At 70.6% G+C, this 19,586-nt stretch carries 15 protein-coding genes and 1 pseudogene; 7 read left to right on the top strand and 9 right to left on the bottom strand.

The genetic code is table 11. The annotated features are described in order from the left end of the window. Nucleotides 1-73: 73 nt before the first annotated feature. The gene (locus ACZ7MF_RS15460) at nt 74-871 is read right to left on the bottom strand and encodes an acetoin reductase (RefSeq protein WP_471477318.1); all 798 of its coding nucleotides are present in this window, start codon (nt 869-871) and stop codon (nt 74-76) included. A 228-nt stretch (nt 872-1,099) separates the two neighbouring features. On the opposite strand from ACZ7MF_RS15460, the gene ACZ7MF_RS15455 reads away from it, so the two are divergent. Continuing rightward, entirely contained in the window at nt 1,100-2,935 is a 1,836-nt protein-coding gene (locus ACZ7MF_RS15455; RefSeq protein WP_471477317.1) for a sigma-54-dependent Fis family transcriptional regulator, read from the top strand. Here the strand turns inward: ACZ7MF_RS15455 and ACZ7MF_RS15450 are convergent. Beyond that, nucleotides 2,905-3,213 carry a hypothetical protein gene (locus tag ACZ7MF_RS15450; RefSeq protein ID WP_471477316.1) on the bottom strand — a complete coding sequence of 103 codons (309 nt, stop codon included), beginning with the start codon at nt 3,211-3,213 and terminating at the stop codon, nt 2,905-2,907. The two genes, ACZ7MF_RS15455 and ACZ7MF_RS15450, sit on opposite strands and share 31 nt — an antisense overlap. Between ACZ7MF_RS15450 and ACZ7MF_RS15445 the strand changes: the two genes are divergently transcribed. The 3 genes from ACZ7MF_RS15445 to ACZ7MF_RS15435 all read left to right on the top strand — a co-directional run bounded on the left by ACZ7MF_RS15445 (nt 3,212) and on the right by ACZ7MF_RS15435 (nt 5,401). Then, on the top strand, nt 3,212-3,529 hold the full coding sequence (locus tag ACZ7MF_RS15445; RefSeq protein WP_471477315.1) for a transcriptional regulator, SarA/Rot family: 318 nt from the start codon (nt 3,212-3,214) through the stop codon (nt 3,527-3,529). The two genes, ACZ7MF_RS15450 and ACZ7MF_RS15445, sit on opposite strands and share 2 nt — an antisense overlap. 96 nt (nt 3,530-3,625) lie before the next feature. Next, a complete protein-coding gene (locus tag ACZ7MF_RS15440; RefSeq protein ID WP_471478831.1) occupies nt 3,626-4,723 on the top strand; it encodes a hypothetical protein in 1,098 nt (365 codons plus the stop codon). Nucleotides 4,724-4,825: 102 nt separating this feature from the next. Next, a complete protein-coding gene (locus ACZ7MF_RS15435; RefSeq protein ID WP_471477314.1) occupies nt 4,826-5,401 on the top strand; it encodes a hypothetical protein in 576 nt (191 codons plus the stop codon). Between the two features lie 38 nt (nt 5,402-5,439). On the opposite strand, the gene ACZ7MF_RS15430 is transcribed toward ACZ7MF_RS15435, so the two are convergent. From ACZ7MF_RS15430 to ACZ7MF_RS15415, 4 genes are all read right to left on the bottom strand, one after another. Then, nucleotides 5,440-6,918 carry a sensor histidine kinase gene (locus ACZ7MF_RS15430; protein ID WP_471477313.1) on the bottom strand — a complete coding sequence of 493 codons (1,479 nt, stop codon included), beginning with the start codon at nt 6,916-6,918 and terminating at the stop codon, nt 5,440-5,442. Between the two features lie 17 nt (nt 6,919-6,935). Further along, the gene (locus ACZ7MF_RS15425) at nt 6,936-7,640 is read right to left on the bottom strand and encodes a response regulator transcription factor (protein WP_471477312.1); all 705 of its coding nucleotides are present in this window, start codon (nt 7,638-7,640) and stop codon (nt 6,936-6,938) included. 69 nt (nt 7,641-7,709) lie between these two features. Beyond that, entirely contained in the window at nt 7,710-8,438 is a 729-nt protein-coding gene (locus tag ACZ7MF_RS15420) for an ABC transporter permease (protein WP_471477311.1), read from the bottom strand. Nucleotides 8,439-8,587: 149 nt separating this feature from the next. Then, nucleotides 8,588-9,502 (bottom strand): ABC transporter ATP-binding protein, encoded by a 915-nt coding sequence (locus tag ACZ7MF_RS15415; RefSeq protein WP_471477310.1) that lies wholly within the window; start codon nt 9,500-9,502, stop codon nt 8,588-8,590. Nucleotides 9,503-9,870: 368 nt separating this feature from the next. Here ACZ7MF_RS15415 and ACZ7MF_RS15410 point away from each other — a divergent pair, with 368 nt between their 5' ends. Beyond that, a complete protein-coding gene (locus ACZ7MF_RS15410; protein ID WP_471477309.1) occupies nt 9,871-11,427 on the top strand; it encodes an FMN-binding glutamate synthase family protein in 1,557 nt (518 codons plus the stop codon). A 673-nt stretch (nt 11,428-12,100) separates the two neighbouring features. Here the strand turns inward: ACZ7MF_RS15410 and ACZ7MF_RS15405 are convergent. Next, on the bottom strand, nt 12,101-13,630 hold the full coding sequence (locus ACZ7MF_RS15405; RefSeq protein WP_471477308.1) for a glycoside hydrolase family 43 protein: 1,530 nt from the start codon (nt 13,628-13,630) through the stop codon (nt 12,101-12,103). A gap of 93 nt (nt 13,631-13,723) precedes the next feature. Here ACZ7MF_RS15405 and ACZ7MF_RS15400 point away from each other — a divergent pair. Both ACZ7MF_RS15400 and ACZ7MF_RS15395 read left to right on the top strand, forming a co-directional pair. Then, nucleotides 13,724-13,919: pseudogene (locus ACZ7MF_RS15400) on the top strand (TetR/AcrR family transcriptional regulator); the annotation flags it as partial. Between the two features lie 662 nt (nt 13,920-14,581). Then, the gene (locus ACZ7MF_RS15395) at nt 14,582-15,307 is read left to right on the top strand and encodes a glycoside hydrolase family 11 protein (protein ID WP_471477307.1); all 726 of its coding nucleotides are present in this window, start codon (nt 14,582-14,584) and stop codon (nt 15,305-15,307) included. Nucleotides 15,308-15,524: 217 nt separating this feature from the next. On the opposite strand, the gene ACZ7MF_RS15390 is transcribed toward ACZ7MF_RS15395, so the two are convergent. Then, on the bottom strand, nt 15,525-17,801 hold the full coding sequence (locus ACZ7MF_RS15390; protein WP_471477306.1) for an RICIN domain-containing protein: 2,277 nt from the start codon (nt 17,799-17,801) through the stop codon (nt 15,525-15,527). Nucleotides 17,802-17,927: 126 nt separating this feature from the next. Beyond that, nucleotides 17,928-19,292 (bottom strand): ricin-type beta-trefoil lectin domain protein, encoded by a 1,365-nt coding sequence (locus ACZ7MF_RS15385; protein WP_471478829.1) that lies wholly within the window; start codon nt 19,290-19,292, stop codon nt 17,928-17,930. Between the last annotated feature and the right edge of the window lie 294 nt (nt 19,293-19,586).

The raw sequence follows: 19,586 nt of genomic DNA, 5'->3' as shown, positions 1-19,586 counted from the left end.
TCCTTGGTTCGCGGTGGGTGGTACGCCCAGTGGGCGCTCGGCGGTGCGGGGCAGGAGGGCCCGACGGCTCGGGTCAGGCGAACTGGATGCCGCCGTCGATCATCACCGACTGGCCGGTCATGTAGTCCGAGTCCCGAGAGGCCAGGTAGGAGACGAAGGACGCGACGTCGGCGGGCTCCTCGACCCGGCCGAGCGCGATCGCCTCCGCGTGCTTCTTGATGGCCTGGCCCTTCTGGATGCCCGCCTCCTCGGCCAGCCGCTCGTCGATCAGGTCCCACATGTCGGTGCCGACGATCCCCGGGCAGTACGCGTTGACCGTGATGCCGTACCGCGCCCACTCCATCGCCGCGGCCTGGGTCAGCCCGCGTACGCCCCACTTCGACGCCGAGTAGGTGCCGAGCAGCACGAAGGGGCGGTGCGCGACGATCGAGGCGGCACCGATGATCTTGCCGCCGCCGCCCTGGACGATCATCTGCCGCGCGGCGGCCTGGTAGGAGAGGAAGACACCGCGCAGATTCACTGCCATGACCTGCTCGAACTCGTCGAGGCCGGTCTCCAGCAGCGGGGTCACCCGGGCGATACCGGCGTTGGCCACGTAGACGTCGACCCGGCCGAAGCGGTCCGCAGCCGCCGCGACGAGTGCATCGGTCTGCTCCTTGCTGGTCACGTCGGCGTGCACGGCGAGGGCCCGGCGGCCCGTCTTCTCGATCCCGGCCGCCACCGCGCCCAACTCCTCGGCCATACCGGGCAGGTCGGCGACGACCAGGTCGAGACCGTCCTCGGCCAGCCGCTCCGCGATGCCGCGGCCGATGCCCCGGGCCGCGCCGGTGACGACGGCGATACGGGGGGTGGCGTTGTCGACGGAAGTCATGGGTCCTCCAGGGTTCGACTGCTCGGCGGTGAGCGTCCGCGCTCTTGTGCGGTGCTGCTCAACAGCGTGCGGGCGGGCAGCGCCGTCGACTTTTTCAATGTGGAACACACCCGGCGTCCGCCCCTGATCAGGTCACGGCGAACGCGGGGAAAAGCCGCACCGAACCACCCGTTGACAGGTGCAAACGCGTTCGTAATATGGCGGAAACACGCTCATCGGAGGAGCGCCATGCTCAGTGACAGCACAGCGCGCGACCGAACCATCGCGCGAGCACGCCTGAAGTTCCTTCAGAACGCGGAACTGCCTGCGGCGGTCGTGCCCGAGGGCATCCTCAACTCCTGGCAGCGTTCCAAATACCTGGGGATCGGCACGGACGAGGTGGTCGTCCCCTACCAGCCCGACTACGACCGGGAGAGCCGCCTGGTGCGCGCCGCCACGCCGGTTCTGGACCGGCTGGAACAGGCACTGACGGGTTCGGACGCCGGCGTGATCGTGACGGACCGCAACGGCTGGGTGCGCGACCGCCGCGTCGGGGAGAAGCGGCTCTCGGCGCACCTGGACCGGGTCCACCTGGCACCCGGCTTCAACTACGCCGAACAGTTCGTCGGCACGAACGGCATCGGGGTCGCGCTGGAGGAACGCCGCCCCAACGTGGTCCTGGGCACCGAGCACTTCAACGAACGCCTGCAGAGCGTCTCCTGCGCGGCCGCCCCGATCCGCAACACGGTCACCGGGCGGGTCGAGGGAGCCATGAACCTGACCTGCTGGAACGGTCCGGCACGCCCCCTCATGGCTGCCCTCGTGCAGGAAGCCGTCGAAGACATCGAACGCGTGATGTACGAGTCCAGCAGCGCGCACCAGCGCGCCCTGCTGGAGGCGTTCCAGCAGGTCACCCACTACGGTGACCGGCCGGTGCTCTGTCTCGGCCAGGACCTCGTGCTCGCCAACACCGCCGCCTCGGCGAGACTGACGGGCGACGACCACCGGCTGCTGCACGAGGCCGCCGCCGAGTACGGCCACGCACCCCGCACCCGCAGAGAGGTGCGGCTGACCGGCGGGGAGAGCGTCATGATGCGCTGCCGGCAGGTCGACAGCTCCGCGGGCGCGGCCGGATACCTGCTGGAGCTGGCCTTCACGGACCGCCCCGCCGACAACCCGGGCCCCGGCTCCGGCTCCGGTACGGGCTCCCGTACCGGATTCCGTCATGGATCCCGCGCCGGGTCCGTCCCGGCCGGGCCCTGGCCGCTGCCCGGCCTGGCCGGGACGGACCCGGCCTGGAACTCGGTCTCCCGCACGGTCACGCGCTGCGCCCGCGACCGCACCCCGCTCCTGCTCCACGGCGAGACCGGCACCGGCAAGGCCACCCTGGTCCGTGCCGCGCACGCGCTGACGGGAGCGTCCTGGACGCCCGTCGTCGTGGACGCCGCCGCCCCCGGCACCCCGCACACCGGGCACGACCCGGCGGCCGCCCTGCGCGCGGCGCCCGCCGGACCGGGCCGCGCCCTGATCCTGCGCAACGTCGACGAGGTGACCCCTGAGGACGAAGCCGCCGTCGCCGAAGCGCTGGACACGGCGGCGGCCCTGGGTACCTGGGTGGTCGGCACCCTGCAGCGCGCACCGGGCATCCCGGAGTCGCTCCGGCACTGCTTCCTCGAAGCGGCGGCGGCGCCCGCCCTGCGGCACCGCCTCACCGACCTCCCGGCCCTGGTCGACTGCCTGCTGCAGCGCATCGGCGGCGGCGTGGAATGCGCGCCGGAGGTGCTGCCGCCGCTGCGCCGGCACGACTGGCCCGGCAACGTCCGCGAACTGAGCCTCGTCCTGAGCAAGGCCGCCGCGGCCCGCAGTACGTACCGGATCGAGGTCGGCGACCTGCCGCCGTCCCTGCACAGCGCGGGCAGGCGGTCCCTGAGCGTCTGGGAGGCGTCCGAGCGCGACACCCTGGTCCAGGCGCTGCTGGAGGCGGACGGCAACAAACTGCTCGCGGCCCAGCGGCTCGGCATCTCCCGCACGACGATCTACCGCAAGATGCGGGCCTACGGCATCACTCTCCCCGCCCGGGGCTGAGGCGGGCGCGTGCCCCCGGGCGGCGGCGGTTCGGCCGCGGCGCACGGCAGCACGGCGCAGGCCATCAGCCGGTCGGTGTGGTCGAAGGCGCGCTGCATCCGGCCCAGTGCGGACGCCACCACGACGGCCTGGACGACGCTGTCCACACGCAGCCCGGCGAGATGCTCGACGAGCAGGGACCAGGCGTAGGTGCCGAGCACGGTGTCCATGGTGACGGCCGTCGCCGGCAGGTGCAGCCGGTTCGTATCGAAGCGGACGGTGCGGCGCAACGAACCCATGTCGGCAGGCGCGTTGGCCGCCGCCGACCACCAGCAGCCGCAGTCCCTGACCCGAGTCTTCGCCGTACTCGAGAGCGACGGTCTGGTCAGCCGCAGCCGGGACCTCCACGACGGCAGGCAGCGGGTGCTGGAACTGACCGAGGAGGGCCGCAAGGCGCTCGCCCGGGACACGGCCCAGCGCGACACCTGGCTCGACGGCGCCCTCGACGAACTGACCGACACCGTATGGCAGGTGCTGCTGCTCGCCGCCCGACTGATGAACCGCCTCGCCGACTCACCGACCGGCCGGTCCGGCCGCCCACCCGGTACCCGCTGACGTCCGGAACCGCCACCGGCCCACCTCGAACGCGTTGACCGTCCGCCGGAATCCGTTGACGGAGGCTCCCGTGCTCTGGTCCGGCCACGCCATCTGGTGGCACGTCCATCCTCTCGGTTTCCTCGGTGCCGAGCGCAACCGCGCTGCCCCCGGACGAACCGCCCGGCCACCGGCTGCCCGTGCCTCCGCCTGCCCGAGGGAGATCCCCGAACGCCTCGGCACCGCCGTGCTCCCGGTCCGTCTGGAGGCGACCTGCTCCGGAGGCCTGCGCGCCATGGCGGAGGCCGTCCGGCTGCTGCGGGCCGGCGGTGGACACCGACGTCGACACGGTCAACGCGCGGCACCTCGCCCCGCCTCAACGACGTCACCGAGGCCCGCGCGCTGCACCAGGTCCTCGGCGAGCGGACGGCCGAACTGCCGGTCAGCGCGGTGAAGTTGATGACCGGGCACGGCTCGGCCGCCTCCGGCGTCGTGGAGAGTCGCCTCGGCGCTCACCACGGGCCGCGGTGTCGTACCGCCCGTGCCGACCTGCACCGAACCGGACCCGGCGTGCGACGTGCGCACACCGCTCACCCCAGTGCGGCGGCCGGGCGGCGGACGACTCGCTTGCCGCCGCCGGGCAGGTACTCGACGCGGAGGAGGCCGCCCGCGCCGCCGGCTCGTCCTCCGGGAGGACCGGCGGCGGTGGACAGCCGCCCGGGTGGCGCTGCGCACCCTGCTGGCGGGATACCTCGGCGTGGCCCCGGGCCGGATCACGCTGGAGTACGGGCCGCGGTTCAGCCTGAGCCACAGCCGGGACCGGGCGCTGATCGTGGTGTGCCGCGGTGCGGAGGTCGGAGTGGACCTGGAGCACCTGTCGGCAGGTCCGGCGCGAGCGCCCGACCTGGACGACCTGGCCGGCGCCGTGCTCACCCCCGAGGAATTGCGCGCTACCTGCTGCTGCCGCCCACCCACCGGTGGGCCGCGCTGCTGCGCGCTGGACAGGCAAGGAAGCCCTGCTCAAGGCGACCGGAGACGGGACGACCAGGCCCGCGGCCCTGGCCGGGGGAGGGCTTCACCGCGGCCGTCACTGTCCGAGGCACGAACCGGACGCACGTCCGCACGGACATCCTTCCCACCCACTACGGCCTCGGTCCCCACGCATCCGGCCGCTTCGCCGTACCCGCCACCGAACTCCCCGCCCACTTCGTGTGACACCCCCTCTCGGGCCGGCTCCGACATTCGGGGATCTGAAGGACCGGTAGGTGTCGAAGTCGCGCGTGACGTGCTGTTGGCGGATGCTTCTACTGTTGCCGCATGGGGAACTATTTTCAGACGGTCGTCGACCTCGACGCCACGCATGCGGACGCCCAAACCCTGGCAGACAGCGGACTCGACTGGCTGATCAGGGAGGGGATAGTTCGGGCCGAGCGCACCGACTGTGTCCTCGGGGCTCCGTTGGGGCATCCGCCCGGTCCCTCCTGGGGCAAGGCGGTCGGTCAGGAGGACTGGGAGCCCAGCGACGGACTCAGGGTCGAGACCGGCCGTACCGTATTCAACTGCGGTCAGGGCGAACCCAGGTTCGCGGTGTGCCCCCATTGTTCCGGTCGGGCGGCTTTCTACACCGACCGGCTGGAGGAGATCGAGGGAGCGTGGGAACCCTTCAGCGAGGCCATCAGCGCCTGGAGCGACACAGACAGCGCGGCAGTCGCCTGCCCGCATTGCCGGCGCCCCGGTGACCTGACTGCGTGGACCTGGTCGGACGGCTACTTCGCCTTCGGGTACCTCGGTTTCGAGTTCTGGGACTGGCCCGACTTCGGACCCGGCTTCCTCGAAGCACTCTCCCGCGCGCTCGGGGGGCATCGCACGGTCCTCATGGAAGGCAAACTCTGACGGAGCCGGAACACCGCTGTCGGGCTGCTTGAACCCGGTCACTCGGACGTGTCACGGGGCAGCAGGATCCGGAAGGTCGCACCGGCGCCGGGGGCCGTTCGGAGGTCGACGCGGCCGTCGTGGGCGCGCACCAGCGAGTCGACGATGGCCAGCCCCAGACCGGCGCCGCCCTCTCCCGTACGGGCGCGGGCCCGGTCGGCGCGGTAGAAGCGGCTGAAGACCCGTTCGGCCTGCTCGCCCGTCATCCCGGGACCTTCATCCGCGAACTCCAGGACGGCGTGCCCGCTCTCGGTGCCGACGCCGATGCGGACCGGCGTGCCGGGCGGCGTGTGGGCGACGGCGTTGCCGACGAGGTTGGAGGTGACCCGGCGCAGCCGGGCCTCGTCGCCGAGCACGGGTGCGGCACCGGGCCGTCCGCCACCGAGTCCGGTGAGTTCGACAGGTCGCCCCGGGTCCAGGGCGCGCAGGTCGTGCAGCGCGTCGACGGCCAGGGTGCGCAGGTCCATCGGCGTGAAGTCCAGTGGGAGCGCGGCGGCGGTGCCGTGCTCGTCGAGCCGGGCGAGGAGCAGGAGTTCCTCCACCATGTCGACCAGGCGGGCGGCCTCGCGCTCGATCCGGCCCATCGAGGCGTCGACGTCGGCACGCTCGGGCATGCCGCCCATGCGGTACAGCTCGGTGAAGCCCTTGATGCCGGCGAGCGGGGTGCGCAGCTCGTGGCTCGCGTCGGCGATGAACCGGCGCATGCGCCGTTCGGTGTCGGCGCGAGCGGCGTCGCCCGCCTCGATCCGGTCCAGCATGCCGTTGAGTGCCGTGGACAGCCGGTCCAGCTCGGTGCGCGGGGCGGCCAGCCGCGGCACCCGGCTGGAAAGGTCGCCGGACGCGATCGCCGCCGCGGTGGTCTCGATACGACGCAACGGCCGCAGCCCCGCCCGTACCGCGAACCACCCGGCGACCCCCAGAAGCGCCAGGACGACCGTGTCGAGGACCAGGACGCGGCCGGCCAGGTGCCACACGGCGTCGTCGACCTCACCGAGCGAGCCGGCCGCAACCACGCTGCCGCTCCGGGCACCGGGCCCGGCGGTGAACGGCACCGCGACCACCCGCCAGTCGCCCGCGCCGCCCCTGCCCTCGACGGTGAACGGCTCGCCGGAACGCTCGGCGACCTCCGCCCGGCCGAGTCGCGGCAACGCGGGTGGCTGCCGTACGGCAGGCCGGACCACGCGCTCGACCCGGCCCTCGGGTGTCAGGTAGGCGATGTAGACGTCCCGCACCCACTGCAGCTCCACCGCGTCTCGCACCCGCGGAGCGTCGTCCTCACCGACCACCTCCGGCAGGACGGGAAGCCGCGCGGTCACCTCGGCCACGCCGCGGACCCGCTCGTCCACCTGCGCCACGAGGCCGCGCCGGAGCTGGTCGACGGCGATCCCGGTGCTGCCGAGCAGAGCGGCCACCAGCAGGGCCAGGGTGATGACGAGCAGACGTTCGCGCAGCGAGAGACCCCGGATACGACGCGTCACGGTGCTCGGCATCCTGCTCACCGCGAGGGCCTGCGCAGTACGTAGCCGGTGCCGCGCACCGTGTGGATCAGCTTGGGCTCGGTGGCGTCCACCTTGCGCCGCAGGTAGCTGATGTACGAGGCGACGATGCTGTCGTCGCCGCCGAAGTCGTAGTGCCACACGGCCTCCAGCAGCTGCCGTTTGGTCAGTACCTGGCCGACGTGTTCCATCAGCACTTTCAGCAGGCTGAACTCGGTGGGGGAGAGCGGGACCGGCACCCCGCCGCGGGTGACGTGATGGCCCTCGGGGTCGAGAGCGAGATCCGCGACGACCAGGTCGGCGTCCGGCTGCCGGCCGCCGGTGCGGCGCAGGATGGCCCGGATGCGCAGGATCAGCTCCTCCAGGTTGAAGGGTTTGGTGACGTAGTCGTCGCCTCCCGCACTCAGCCCGCTGATCCGGTCCTCGGCCGCGTCCCGGGCGGTGAGGAACAGCACCGGCGGGGGTCCGGCCGGCGCCGGCAGCCGTTGTCCGCCCTCACGCAACCTGCGTACGACCTCGAACCCGTCGAAGTCCGGCAGCATCACATCCAGGACGATGAGGTCGGGCGGGTCGCTCCGCACCGCGGCCACCGCCTCGGCGCCCGTCGTGACCGCCCGGACCTCGAAGCCGGCCAGTCGCAGGCTCGCGGACAGAAGCTCACGCAACGTGCTGTCGTCCTCCACCACCAGGAGCTGTTCCGCCATGTCCGTCCCGTTCCGGTCGCGTGATCGCGCGTACCTGTCGTTCTTGCCGGTCGCCCCGTACCGATCCTTCTACGCGTCCCGTCGGCGGAAGGTGAAGAACGCCGCGCCCAGCAGGACGGCGACGCAGCCCGCCATCACGGTGAAGCCGGGCCACGGGCCCAGCAGCTCGGGATCGTGGTATCCGGTCACGATCTGACCGCCCGCGGAAGGCGGCCAGTACTTCGCCACCCAGTCCGCCAGCGCACTGGGAAAGGACGGGGCCAGCGCGGGAACGAGCAGTGTCGTCGAGAAGAGCGTCGTCACCGTGGCCGTGGTGCTGCGGATCATGGTGCCCGCGGCGAGCCCGAGGAGGGCGGAGAGAGCCAGGTAGAGCCCGCCGCCGAGGACCGCCCGCCACGCCCCCGCGTCGCCGAGCGCGACGTACGGGGCGCCCGAGGAGTCCAGTGCCGACTGGCCCGCGAGGAATCCCCCGAGGGTCGTCAGTAGTCCGGTCGGCAGCGCGATCGCCAGGACCACGAAGGCCTTGGCCGCGAGCACCCGGCCGCGGCGGGGTACCGCCGTCAGCGTGCTGACGATCGTGCGGCTTCCGTACTCGGAGGCGATGGCCAGGCCTCCGAGCAGCGCCAGGGTGAGCTGGGCCAGGATGACGCCCTTGAGGCTGGTGGCCAACGGGTCGAAGGTGAGTCGGTCCGCGGCCGACATCACGGCGTACTCGTCGCCCGCCGAGGATCCGTTCAGGATGCCCAGACCGGCGCCGGCGCCAAGGGTGGCCAGAACCACGTACAGGGTGGAGCGCATCGTGCGCAACCTGATCCACTCCGCGCGCAGACTGTGACCGAACGTCGCCCGCCTCACGGGCCCCGTGGACGGATCCTCGTGTCTCATGCGCCGTGGCCTCGCGGGCCGCTTCAGGCGTGGCACGCGGGTGGCGACCGTGCTCCGGCTCATCACGCGGCCTCCCCTTCGGCGGAGAATTCGATACTTTCCCGGGTCAGTTCCATGAAGGCCTCCTCCAAAGACGTCTGGCGCGGCGCCAGTTCGTGCAGTTCGACCCCCATCGCGGCGGCCAGCGCGCCGACGTGCGCGGCGTCGAGCCCGGTCACGATCAGTTCGTCCTCCTCGCCCGTCCGCAGGGCGGCTCCGGCCGCCGCGAGCCGGCCGGCGAACGGGACCGCCTGAGGGCTGCGCACCACGACCTCCTGGTGCGCGACCGCGGCGATGAAGTCCGCCATGCCGGTGTCGGCGATCAGCCGGCCGCGGCCGACGACGACCAGGTGGTCGACGGTGAGCTCGACCTCGCTCATCAGGTGGCTGGACACCATCACCGCCCGCCCCTCGGCGGCCATGCGCCGCATCAGCCGGCGGATCCACACGATGCCCTCGGGATCGAGTCCGTTGAGGGGCTCGTCGAGCACGAGCACCGGCGGATCGCCCAGCAGGGCCCCCGCGATGCCGAGCCGCTGCCGCATGCCGAGCGAGTACGTGCCGGCCGCCCGGCGCGCCACTCCCGACAGCCCCACCTCGTCCAGGACGGCGTCGACGCGGCTGCGGGGGAGCCCGTTGCTCGCCGCGAGCGCCAGCAGATGGTGATAGGCGCTCCGGCTCCCCAGTACCGCGCTCGCGTCCAGCAGGGCTCCCACGGCCCGCATCGGCACGGGATGTTCGGCGAGGGGCCGGCCACTGATGGCGGCGGTCCCGGAGGTGGGGGCGTCCAGGCCGAGGATCATCCGCATGGTGGTGGACTTTCCGGCGCCGTTCGGGCCGAGGAAGCCGGTCACTTCGCCGGGACGCACGCTGAAGTTCAGATCGTCGACGGCCAGGACCTCGCCGTAGCGTTTGGTCAGCCCGCGAACCTCGATCATTCGCTCTCCCTGATCCGCTCGTTGTCAGGCCGCACGGTCTGGTGCGGCGAGACCAACGCTCGCCGCAGGCGATGGAAACGTGATGAGCGTTTATGAGAGCCCGATGGGAATCGCGAGCGATTGCGTGATGGAAATGACCGAAATGCATCCTTTGGGGGTCACGCGCCTGCCGGTCGGCGAGGAAACTCCCAGAGCACTGTCAGGACCTCGGCCGCCCCGGGCCTCGTCTCCTCTCGTCCACCGCCTAACATCGCACTGCGTTCCGCAACGGACACCGACACCGACGTCGGCCGTGCACCGCTGCCCGCACGGCAGGACGACGTCCACCGTCGGCGCGGGCGACCGGCCGTCGACAAGGGGGAAGAAACATGCGCGCCCGGACCATCGGCACCGCCACCGCAGCAGCACTGGCCCTGGTGGCCGCCCGCGACCTCGTCCAGAAGAAGCACGCGCTGCTGCGCAACTTCCCGCTGGTCGGGCATGCCCGGTACCTGCTGGAGACCATCGGGCCGGAGCTGCGGCAGTACATCGTGACCTCCAACGAGGAGGAGCGCCCCTTCAGCCGTGACCAGCGCACCTGGATCTACGCGTCGGCGAAGGAGGAGAACAACTACTTCGGATTCGGCACCGACGTCGACGTCGAACACGTGCAGGGACGCGCGTACGTGAAGCAGCGCACGTTCGCCGACAGCCTCCCCGAGGCGCACGGCCGGCCGGACCTTCCCGATGCCGTGCCGTCCGCCAAGGTCCTGGGGGGACCGCGCGGCCGGGCCAGGGCGTTCCGGCCGAACAGCGTGGTGAACATCTCGGCGATGAGCTTCGGGTCCCTCTCCGGCGCCGCGGTCACGGCTCTCAACAAGGGGGCGGCGCTGGCCGGGACGATGCAGAACACGGGCGAGGGGGGACTGTCTCCATACCACCGCAACGGCGCCGACCTCGTGCTCCAGATCGGCACGGCATACTTCGGCTGTCGCGACGAGGACGGCGGCTTCGACCTCGCCAGGCTCAAGGACGTGGTCGCGGGCGCCCCGGTCAAGGCGATAGAGATCAAGCTCTCCCAGGGGGCCAAGCCGGGCCTGGGCGGGATGCTGCCCGGGGCGAAGGTCACCCCGGAGATCGCCGAGATCCGCGGCATCCCGCAGGGCAGGGACTGCGCCTCCCCGTCGCGCCACACCGCGTTCGGCGACGTCGACTCGATGCTGGACTTCGTCGAGCTGATCGCCGCCGAGACGGGTGTGCCGGTAGGCATCAAGAGCGCGGTGGGGGAGATGGAGTTCTGGCACGAGCTGGCGACGCTGATGGCGCGTGGCGACCGCGGCGTCGACTTCGTGACGATCGACGGCGGCGAGGGCGGCACCGGGGCGGCGCCGCTCACCTTCACGGACTCGGTGTCGCTGCCCTTCCGGATGGGCTTCTCCCGGGTCTACGGCACCTTCGCCGAGCTGGGACTGACCGACGACCTGACGTTCATCGGCTCCGGCAAGCTCGGCCTGCCCGACAACGCCGCGGTCGCCTTCGCCCTCGGCGCCGACATGATCAATGTCGGCCGTGAGGCGATGCTGTCCATCGGCTGCATCCAGTCCCAGAGGTGCCACACCGACAAGTGCCCCACGGGTGTCGCCACCCAGAGCCCGTGGCTGGCCCGTGGACTCGACCCGGAGTCGAAGGCCACCCGCGCCGCCGTGTACCTGCGCACCCTGCGCAAGGAGCTGACGAAGCTCTCGGCGGCCGTCGGTGTCGCCCACCCGGGGCTCATCACGCCCACGGACATCGAGATACTCAACGGCGACTACGACGCCCGTACCCTGGCCGCCGTCTACGGCTACAAGGACGGCTGGGGCGAACTCGGCGCGCACCTCGCCGACGAGATCACCGCACTGCTCACCGCCGAGCCGCGCACTCCTGGGGATGTCAGGGGAGTCTGACGTCGGACGCGTGGGGGATGCCTGCGCCGGTCAGGGACGGGGAGAGCGTGTCACCGGGCCACCGCCCGGCGCGGGCCGGCAATCCGCCGAAAACGGTTACCGAGGCCGGCCCGTTGTCGGCCCCACCGGGCGGTGCTGGACAAACTGAGGGCCCGGGGCGAGGTGGACCAGACCTCGGCCAACATTCGCACCTCCTCGCCTTCGAAGAAGTCGCCGACCTCGTTGACGACTTCCGCTGCTGAAGAAGCCTCCGTGGATGGCCTCGCATTGGGGGGCTCCATCGCGCATCCCCGTCCGTCGTGTTGATGTGCGTCATACCCTCTGGCAGGGTGACGCTGCAAACCGGGCAGGGACTTCGCCCCTGAGCGGGACCAACGACCCAGTGCCGGTCAAGACGCGTTGGGCTGGGAGTGCTCGAAGGCGTAGCGGACGACGTCGTGACGCCCGGGTTTCCAGCGACCCGCGGGTCGTATCGCCCAAGCCCGGCTGGGAGTGGGCAAGCGGCATTCACGAAGGGCAGGCCCGAAGCCTAGCCCGGGGAAGCGAGCGCGGGGGACGCCTGACCAGAGTTCCGCTTCCGCCACAGGACGACCCTGCCAGTGAACTGTTGCCGGGACGAGACAGCGGGGCGGCCCCGCCGACGTCGGAACGGACCGAAGGCCGTTCACAGGCGTCACACGGACGGTGCCGGGGCGTACTCGAACCAGTCGAAGGCGACCGCGCCCTCGGTGGCGTACATGCCGATCACACGTCCGGTGAAGCCGCAGGCGACCTCGGTGGAAAGGTAGCGCCCGTCCAACTCGGCCAGCGGCCCGTTGCCCGGGGCATCCGGGTCGCCGAGCCCGAAGGCGATGGTGTCGGGCCCCGTGGTCCCGCCGTCGGTGAGTTCGGGAGACGCGGGAACGAGGCCTGACGTCCGGATCGTCACGGTGAGGTGCAGCGGCCCGGCCGGGACCGGTCGGCGGGCCACGGTCTGGCGCAGGGGCCCGATCCGGGCGACGACACGGACTTCCCCGCCCCCGGCCTCCACCTCGTAGTGGTGGGCCTCGTCCAGGCGCACGCAGAGACCACCGCGTCCTGTGTCCGGGTCGATCAGGGCAGTGACGCGGCAGTCGTGGTGCTGCTGGCGCCGCCCGACAAAGGTGTACCCGGGGCGGTCGAGGGCTGGGCCGGTGGCGCCGAGGCGCAGCCAGCCAGGCCGCTCGGTGAGCGACCAGGAGCCTTCCTGGCGGGCGAACGGCGAGATCCAGTGCGGTGCGAGGGCGGGCCCGTCGAAGTCGTCACGGGCGGACGGGGCCGAAAGGGGGTGCCAGGCACCACCCGGGGTCGCATGGCTCACTGGAACGGGCGCGACGACGGGCCATCCGTCCCGGTCCCACTCCACCGGGGTCAGGAACGTCTCGCGACCGAGCACGTGCACGTCGGGGGTGAAGCCGCGGGGGCGGACACCGAGCAGCACCATCCACCAACTGCCGTCGGGAGCCTCGACCAGATCGGCGTGGCCCGTGTTCTGGATGGAGCGGGCGGTCCCGCTGTGCGACAGCAGGGGGTTGCCGGGCGCGCCTTCCCACGGGCCGCGCGGCGAGCGGCTGCGGGCCACCGACACGCTGTGGCCGCGTTCCGTGCCGCCCTCGGCGACCAGCAGGTACCACCAGTCGCGGATGCGGTAGAGGTGCGGCGCCTCGGGGTACTTGAGGCCGCTGCCCGACCATGTGGCGAAGGGCTTCTCCAGCACCTCACCCGATACGGGGTCGATCCTGGCCATGTTGATCCCCCCTTCGGGGCCGGAGAAGGCACACCAGCAGGTGCCGTCCTCCTCCCATGCCAGGTCGGGATCGATTCCGGCCAGGTCGATCCACACGGGGTCGCTCCAGGGCCCTTCGGGCCGCTCGGCAGAGACGACGAAGTTGCCTCCACCGTCGACGTTGGTGTTGATGACCCAGTAGCGGCCGCCGTGGTGACGGATGGTCGGGGCGTAGAGGCCTCCGGACGCCTTGGCGCCGGGGAGAGGCAGCGGCAGTTGCCCCGGCCGGTCGAGCACGTTGCCGATCTGCTCCCAGTGCACGAGGTCCTTGCTGTGGAAGAGCGGCAGCCCGGGGAAGTACTCGAAGCTGGAGCAGACCAGGTAGTAGTCGTCACCGACCCGGCACACGCTCGGATCGGGGTGGAAGCCACTGATCACCGGATTGCCGTACATATGCATGGAAGCGTCTTCCCCTCGAGCAGCCGGGTGCCGAGAGTCTAACCAGCTCACGTCCGGGAAGCAGTCGAACTGCCGGCGGCCTGCGCGGCCGTCGAGCACCGCGACGCTCGTCGCGTCTACGCCGAGGGGGTGGCCGACTTCGCCGAGTTCCTGGCCTGTGACGACCAGGACGGCATCGTCCGCCTCTACGCTGTTCGGTGCGCTGGCCCTGTCCCGGGCCACCAGGGGCCTCCCACTCTCCGGGGAGATCCTCGCTGCCGCGCACGCGGCCTTGACCGAAGCAGGCTGATCCAGGGTGCGACGCGGCGGGGCGCTCGGCTCGATACATACCTCGAGGGCGTCGGCTCACAGCTGGTCGATGGCACCCAAGAGTGGGACATCCTGCCGCAGTAAGCAGGAGCTTCGGCAGCGATGCCATCCGTGATGCCGGCCACCTTCTCGTGCAGCGGGATCCATCACGTACCACCAGGACGTCATCGCCCTTCAGTGCGGCACGGTCCCGGGGCGGGGTGCGATACACCGTGCCCTGCTGGCCGACGGCAGCAAGCGCACCGTATTACCTCCTCCGTCTCCGCTGGAGACTTGCTCCTGGAGTTCTCGAAACTTTCGAACGATATGCATGCGATTGCGCGATATCCCTCTCGCGCCTCGGCGCTTCTCTCGCGAAAACTCATGTGAGAAGCGCTGTGACCAGCAAAATAAGTGTCGCCGAGACCTCTTCTCGCAAGGGAGAAGTTTCCGAAACTCTGTCGAAACTGTTGACAGGGTCATGGCGCTCTACGAAAGCTGTGGCCACTGAACGACAGGAGGCCGTCTGTTCGCTCACGTCATGTGGCCGAGTACGGCGTCGGTTGTCACGGCGTGGCGACCGGGCGACCCTCCCCGTGGTTCGGGCAAGGCCGCGGGCGGCAGAAGCCGCCCGCCCCCCACCAGCCTTCTTCGGGAGAACTCATGCAGCAGGACCGCACACAGCAGGACCGGATCAAGCAGAACGCCGCCCCCCTCGACGGAGTGAGCCGACGAGGCTTCCTCGGCGGCGTCGGCACCCTCGCGCTCGGTACCGCGTCCGGGCTGCTGCTGCCCGGCACCGCCCACGCCGCCACCACCATCACCACCAACCAGACCGGCACCGACGGCATGTACTACTCGTTCTGGACCGACGGCGGCGGCTCCGTCTCCATGACGCTCAACGGTGGAGGCAGCTACAGCACCCAGTGGACCAACTGCGGCAACTTCGTGGCCGGCAAGGGCTGGAGCACCGGCGGACGCAGGACAGTCCGCTACAACGGCTACTTCAACCCGTCGGGCAACGGCTACGGCTGCCTCTACGGCTGGACCTCGAACCCGCTGGTGGAGTACTACATCGTCGACAACTGGGGCAGCTACCGGCCCACCGGTACGTACAAGGGCACGGTCTCCAGCGACGGCGGTACCTACGACATCTACCAGACGACCCGGTACAACGCCCCGTCCGTGGAAGGCACCAAGACCTTCCAGCAGTACTGGAGTGTCCGGCAGTCAAAGGTGACCAGCGGCTCCGGCACCATCACCACCGGCAACCACTTCGACGCCTGGGCGCGCGCGGGCATGAGCATGGGCCAGTTCAAGTACTACATGATCATGGCCACCGAGGGCTACCAGAGCAGTGGAAGCTCGAACATCACGGTCAGCGGTTGACCCCTGTCCGGGGTCGAAGGAGCCGGCCCAACGAGCGCGAGGCCCGACTCGACGCCTTGAGCTGGCTCCACCGCTACAACACCCGACGCCGACACCCCCACCTCGGACAACGATCACCCATCGCTTTGGAGAGTGCCTTCCACTTCACACCGGGACTCGCCGAGCCGAGTCAGGTGCGCAGATTGCGGGCGGGACCAGCAGACATGCGGCGAGATGTTCACGGGTAACTCGCCAGGTTGGCGACGTTGGTGGACGAGTTGGAGGGGCCGCCCCGGTCGTTGACGACGTGCCGGATGGTGCCGGTTCCCCCGAGTGAGACGGTCACCATGCTCCTGAGGCGCACGTTCGGTGTGTTGGGGACTTCGAAAGCGTGCTCGGCGGTGACGGCCGGGTTCGCGTTGAAGAAACAGTAGCTGCCGAGGCCGTAAGCCTGGTGGGTGGTGACCGAGTCCGCGACCTTGTAGGCGGCGTAGCCCTGGGTGGATCCGTTCATCCAGGCGGCCTGGTTGGGCGGGTCGTAGGGCATCTCGTTCTGGTAGAAGTACGTCCGGCCGCCGTTGCCGTTCCACAGGGTCTGGTGCTTTTGGTAGTGCTCGACGAAGAGGCCGTACATGGTGACGTCGTCGCCGTTGACGACGAGTCCGGTGTCGGCCGTGTTGGTGTTCCAGCCGACTCCGCTGCCGTGGTCGGCGCGCCAGATCCACATGTGGTCGCCGATGACGTCGTCGCTGTGGACGACGAGGCTGGTGGTGGCCTTGCCGACGGCTGCTCCGCCCACCCGGAAGTACACGTCGTGCAGGGAGGTGGGGTTCGCCGCGTGGTCGGCGGACGCTCCGGCGGAGCCGACCTCCATGAGGGTACGGGAGTTGGTGGTTCCGGCGTCGAAGAGGAGGCCCGCGACCTTCACTCCGTCGACGTCGGCGACGGTCATCGCCGTGATGCCGTTGTCGGGGACGAAGGTGGCCAGGCCGAGACCGAGGACGACCGTGTCGGGCCGCGTCACGCGCAGGGTCTCGTCGAGGTGGTAGACGCCGGGGGTGACCAGGAGGTTCTTTCCCTCGGCCAGGGCGGCGTTGACCTGGGCCGCGGTCGCGCCGGGCTTGACGACGTGGAACTGGTCGATGCCGAGCGAGGTTCCTGCCGGGTCCCCGTCGGCCCAGCTGGCGGCCGAGGAGTTGGCGCGCAGTGCGGGGACGAACACCTTGTAGGCGCCCGAGTCGTCCACGTACAGGAAGGGCTTCTCCCGCACCGTGGGTGTCCGGTCGACGGTGGTGTAGGGCGGGTTGGGGAAGCTGGTGCCGGGCACTCCCTGGCTGCCGACGAAGACCATGTTCCAGTTCGATCCGGTCCAGCCGCCGAGCTGGGAGTTGCGGGTCAGCCACTGCTGCTGGGTGCCGGAGCGGACCTGGCCGTCGATCCTGGAGTCGGCCATGAAGCCGCCGCTGGACCACCCGCCGTCGCTGAGCTCCAGGTTGCCGCGCACATGCATCCGCCGGTACGCGGACGCCTGGGAGACGGCCCAGCGGTCGGTACCGCCGGTCGGGTTGACGGAGAGGTTCTCGGCGCCGCGCCAGAAGTTCTGGGTGGCGTTCTGCGGCGGGAACCAGTCGGCCTCCACGTGCACGGCGCCGTTGATCGTCACCGAGTCGGGTGACTGGCCGAGGCCCGCGACCTGGGTGTAGAAGCCGACGTTGACGTCGTTGTGGTAGGTGCCGGGCTTGAACAGTACGGCGTAGCGCTGGGAGCCGAACTGGTTGGTCTCCTGCCGGCGGAAGATGGCGTCCAGCCGCTCCTGGATGGTGGACGACGGCATCGAGGGGTCGAACACGGCCACGTTGGGGCCGAGGTCGACGTCTCCGGGCACGCTGCTCACGGGCGTGACCTGGAATCGCTGGGCGGGCGTGCCGTTGCAGGTGTACTGCACCAGCTGGACGCTGTCGGCGGTCGAGGCGGCGGGGACGTCGAGGCACTTGCCGCTGTGCCGGTTGACGAAGCGGTACGCGCCGCCGCCCTCGTCGACGGCCTGCCACTGCTGGTTGTCACCACCGCCGTACGTCCACAGGTGGACGGCCGCGTTGTCCGCTGTGGACACGTTGCTCACGTCCACGACCTGCTGTGCGTCGTTGCGGTTGTCGATGTGCACGAAGCCGTCGCCGGTCGGTGTGAGGCTCCACTGCTGCGCGGTGCTGTTGTTGCAGGTGTACTGCTGCACGGCGGTGCCGTTGACGGTCCCGGCCGCCCGGGCGTCGAGGCACTTGCCGCTGCCGGAGTTCACCACGGTGGACCAGCCCGTGGGCAGGGCGGCGGCGACCGCCGGGGAGCCCGAGGGCGCACCGGCGTGGGGTGCCGTGGCGGCCTGGGCCGGCTGGGCGGCGGTGAGGAGGGATCCGGCCAGGGCGGCGGCCGGGAGGACGGCGGCCCACGGGCGGGGTGTGCGCCGCACGGAGGGTCTGCGGACGACGCAGCGGGTGTGCGGTGGCGGGAGTCGGAACATCGTGTCGTCTCCTGTGAGCCCGGTTCGGGGACCGGCTCGAGTGGGGGAACGGGGGAGTGGGGTGAGAACCCGCGCGGGGGAGCGGAGTGAGACCCGCGCGGGGAGCGGGGAGAACGAGAGCGCGGGTCAGCCGGCGTACTGCGCGAAGACGCGGGTGAAGTCCCAGGGCTGCTGGGAGACGCCCGAACAGGTGTCGGCTCCGCCCCCGGTGCAGGGCCGGTCGCGGTTGACGGACCAGAAGGTCAGCCGTGCCAGGTGCCGCTGCTGGGCGTAGGCGAGGATGGTGCGGAAGTCTGCGACGGTCACCGTCTCGCCGTTGTCGGTGATGCCGTTCATCGAGGAGATCCCGGTGTGCCGGTAGGCCTGGTCGTCGGTGTACCCGTAGGCGTTCTTCACGGCCGTCTTGAGGCCCTCGGCGGCCCGGACGGTGAGCTGTCCCATGTTCTGTCCGGCCCCGCCGAAGTTGAACGGCATGATCGTCCAGCTGTCCACCGTGAGACCGGAGGCGGCGGCCTTGCCGATGAGGCTGCTGTCGGGGCCGTTCTGGCCGGTGCCGAAGGTGACGTACACCTTGAGGCCGGGGTTGGCGGCCTTGACGGTCTTGAGCGCGTCGACGGTGCGTTGCTGCACGGTCGGGCTGTCGTAGGCGGCGGCCTCGATGTCGATGTCGATGGCCTTGAGGCCGTACGCGTTGATCACCTTCTGGTACGCGGCGGCCAGTTCGCCCGCGCTTCCGCAGGAGCTCTCCAGCTTGTTGCCGCTCCATCCGCCGAAAGACGGGATGACGTCCCCGCCCGCGGCGCGGACGGTGTTGATCGTCTGCTGGTCGACTCCTCCGGTCAGGGGACGGCCCCCGTCCCACTGAGGGTTGCAGTATCCGTTGCTCAGGACGAACGCGAGGGTGAACCACTTGACGCCGGTGGCGTTCATCACGGTGGTGGGGCTGGGCGGGCTGCCCCAGCCGTTGTAGAGGTACGGCGCGACGGCCATCGATCCCGGCCCGGGTTCCGTCGGCGGTTCGCCGGTGCCGCCCGGTGCCGTCCACTTCTGGTTGGCGGCTCCGGTGCACGTCCAGATCTGCAGCGGAGTGCCGTTGGCGGAGCTGTTGCCCGTCGCGTCCAGGCACTTGTCGGCCCGCGGGTTGACGATGTCCCCGGCAGCGGTGACGGTCCACTGCTGGGCGGCGGTGCCGTTGCACGTCCACAGCTGGGTGCGGGTTCCGTCGGCGGTGGCGCCGGACGTGACGTCCAGACACTTGCCGAGGGCGCGGAGCGTGCCGTCCGAGCCTGTCGTCCACTGCTGGGCGGCGGTGCCGTTGCAGTCGTAGAGCTGGACGGCCGTTCCGTCGGCGGTGGCGGCGCCCGCGACGTCCACGCACTTGCCGCCTACGCCGGTGATCCGCCCCGAGGCGGACACGGCCGCGTCGGCGGGGAAGGAGGCGAAGCCTGCGAGGAGTGCGGCGACAGCCGCTGTGCCCAGCACGGTACGCACGGTGGGGCGGAGGTGAGAGTCGCTGATCACGAGTCCCTGTCCTGTTCTGCCCGCCGAAAGATCATGCACATGACATGCAATCAGGGCGACGAGCGGCGGTGGGGGTGGCAGGAGGTTACTTCATTGCGTGAGTTAAGGGGTGAGTGAAACGTCTTGTCAAGGCTTGGTGTAGTCCAATCCGCCTTCGTTCAGGGAGTTGACAAACCCTCAACCCCTCACCACGATGCAACTAACCTGCAGAGAGCAGAAATTCGCTGAGTAGATCGCGTAAAGATCCCTGCAGTGGTACGCCGC

It is taken from the genome of Streptomyces sp. NPDC111628, from assembly GCF_055635195.1.
This window is presented reverse-complemented; position numbering and strand designations above follow the sequence as displayed.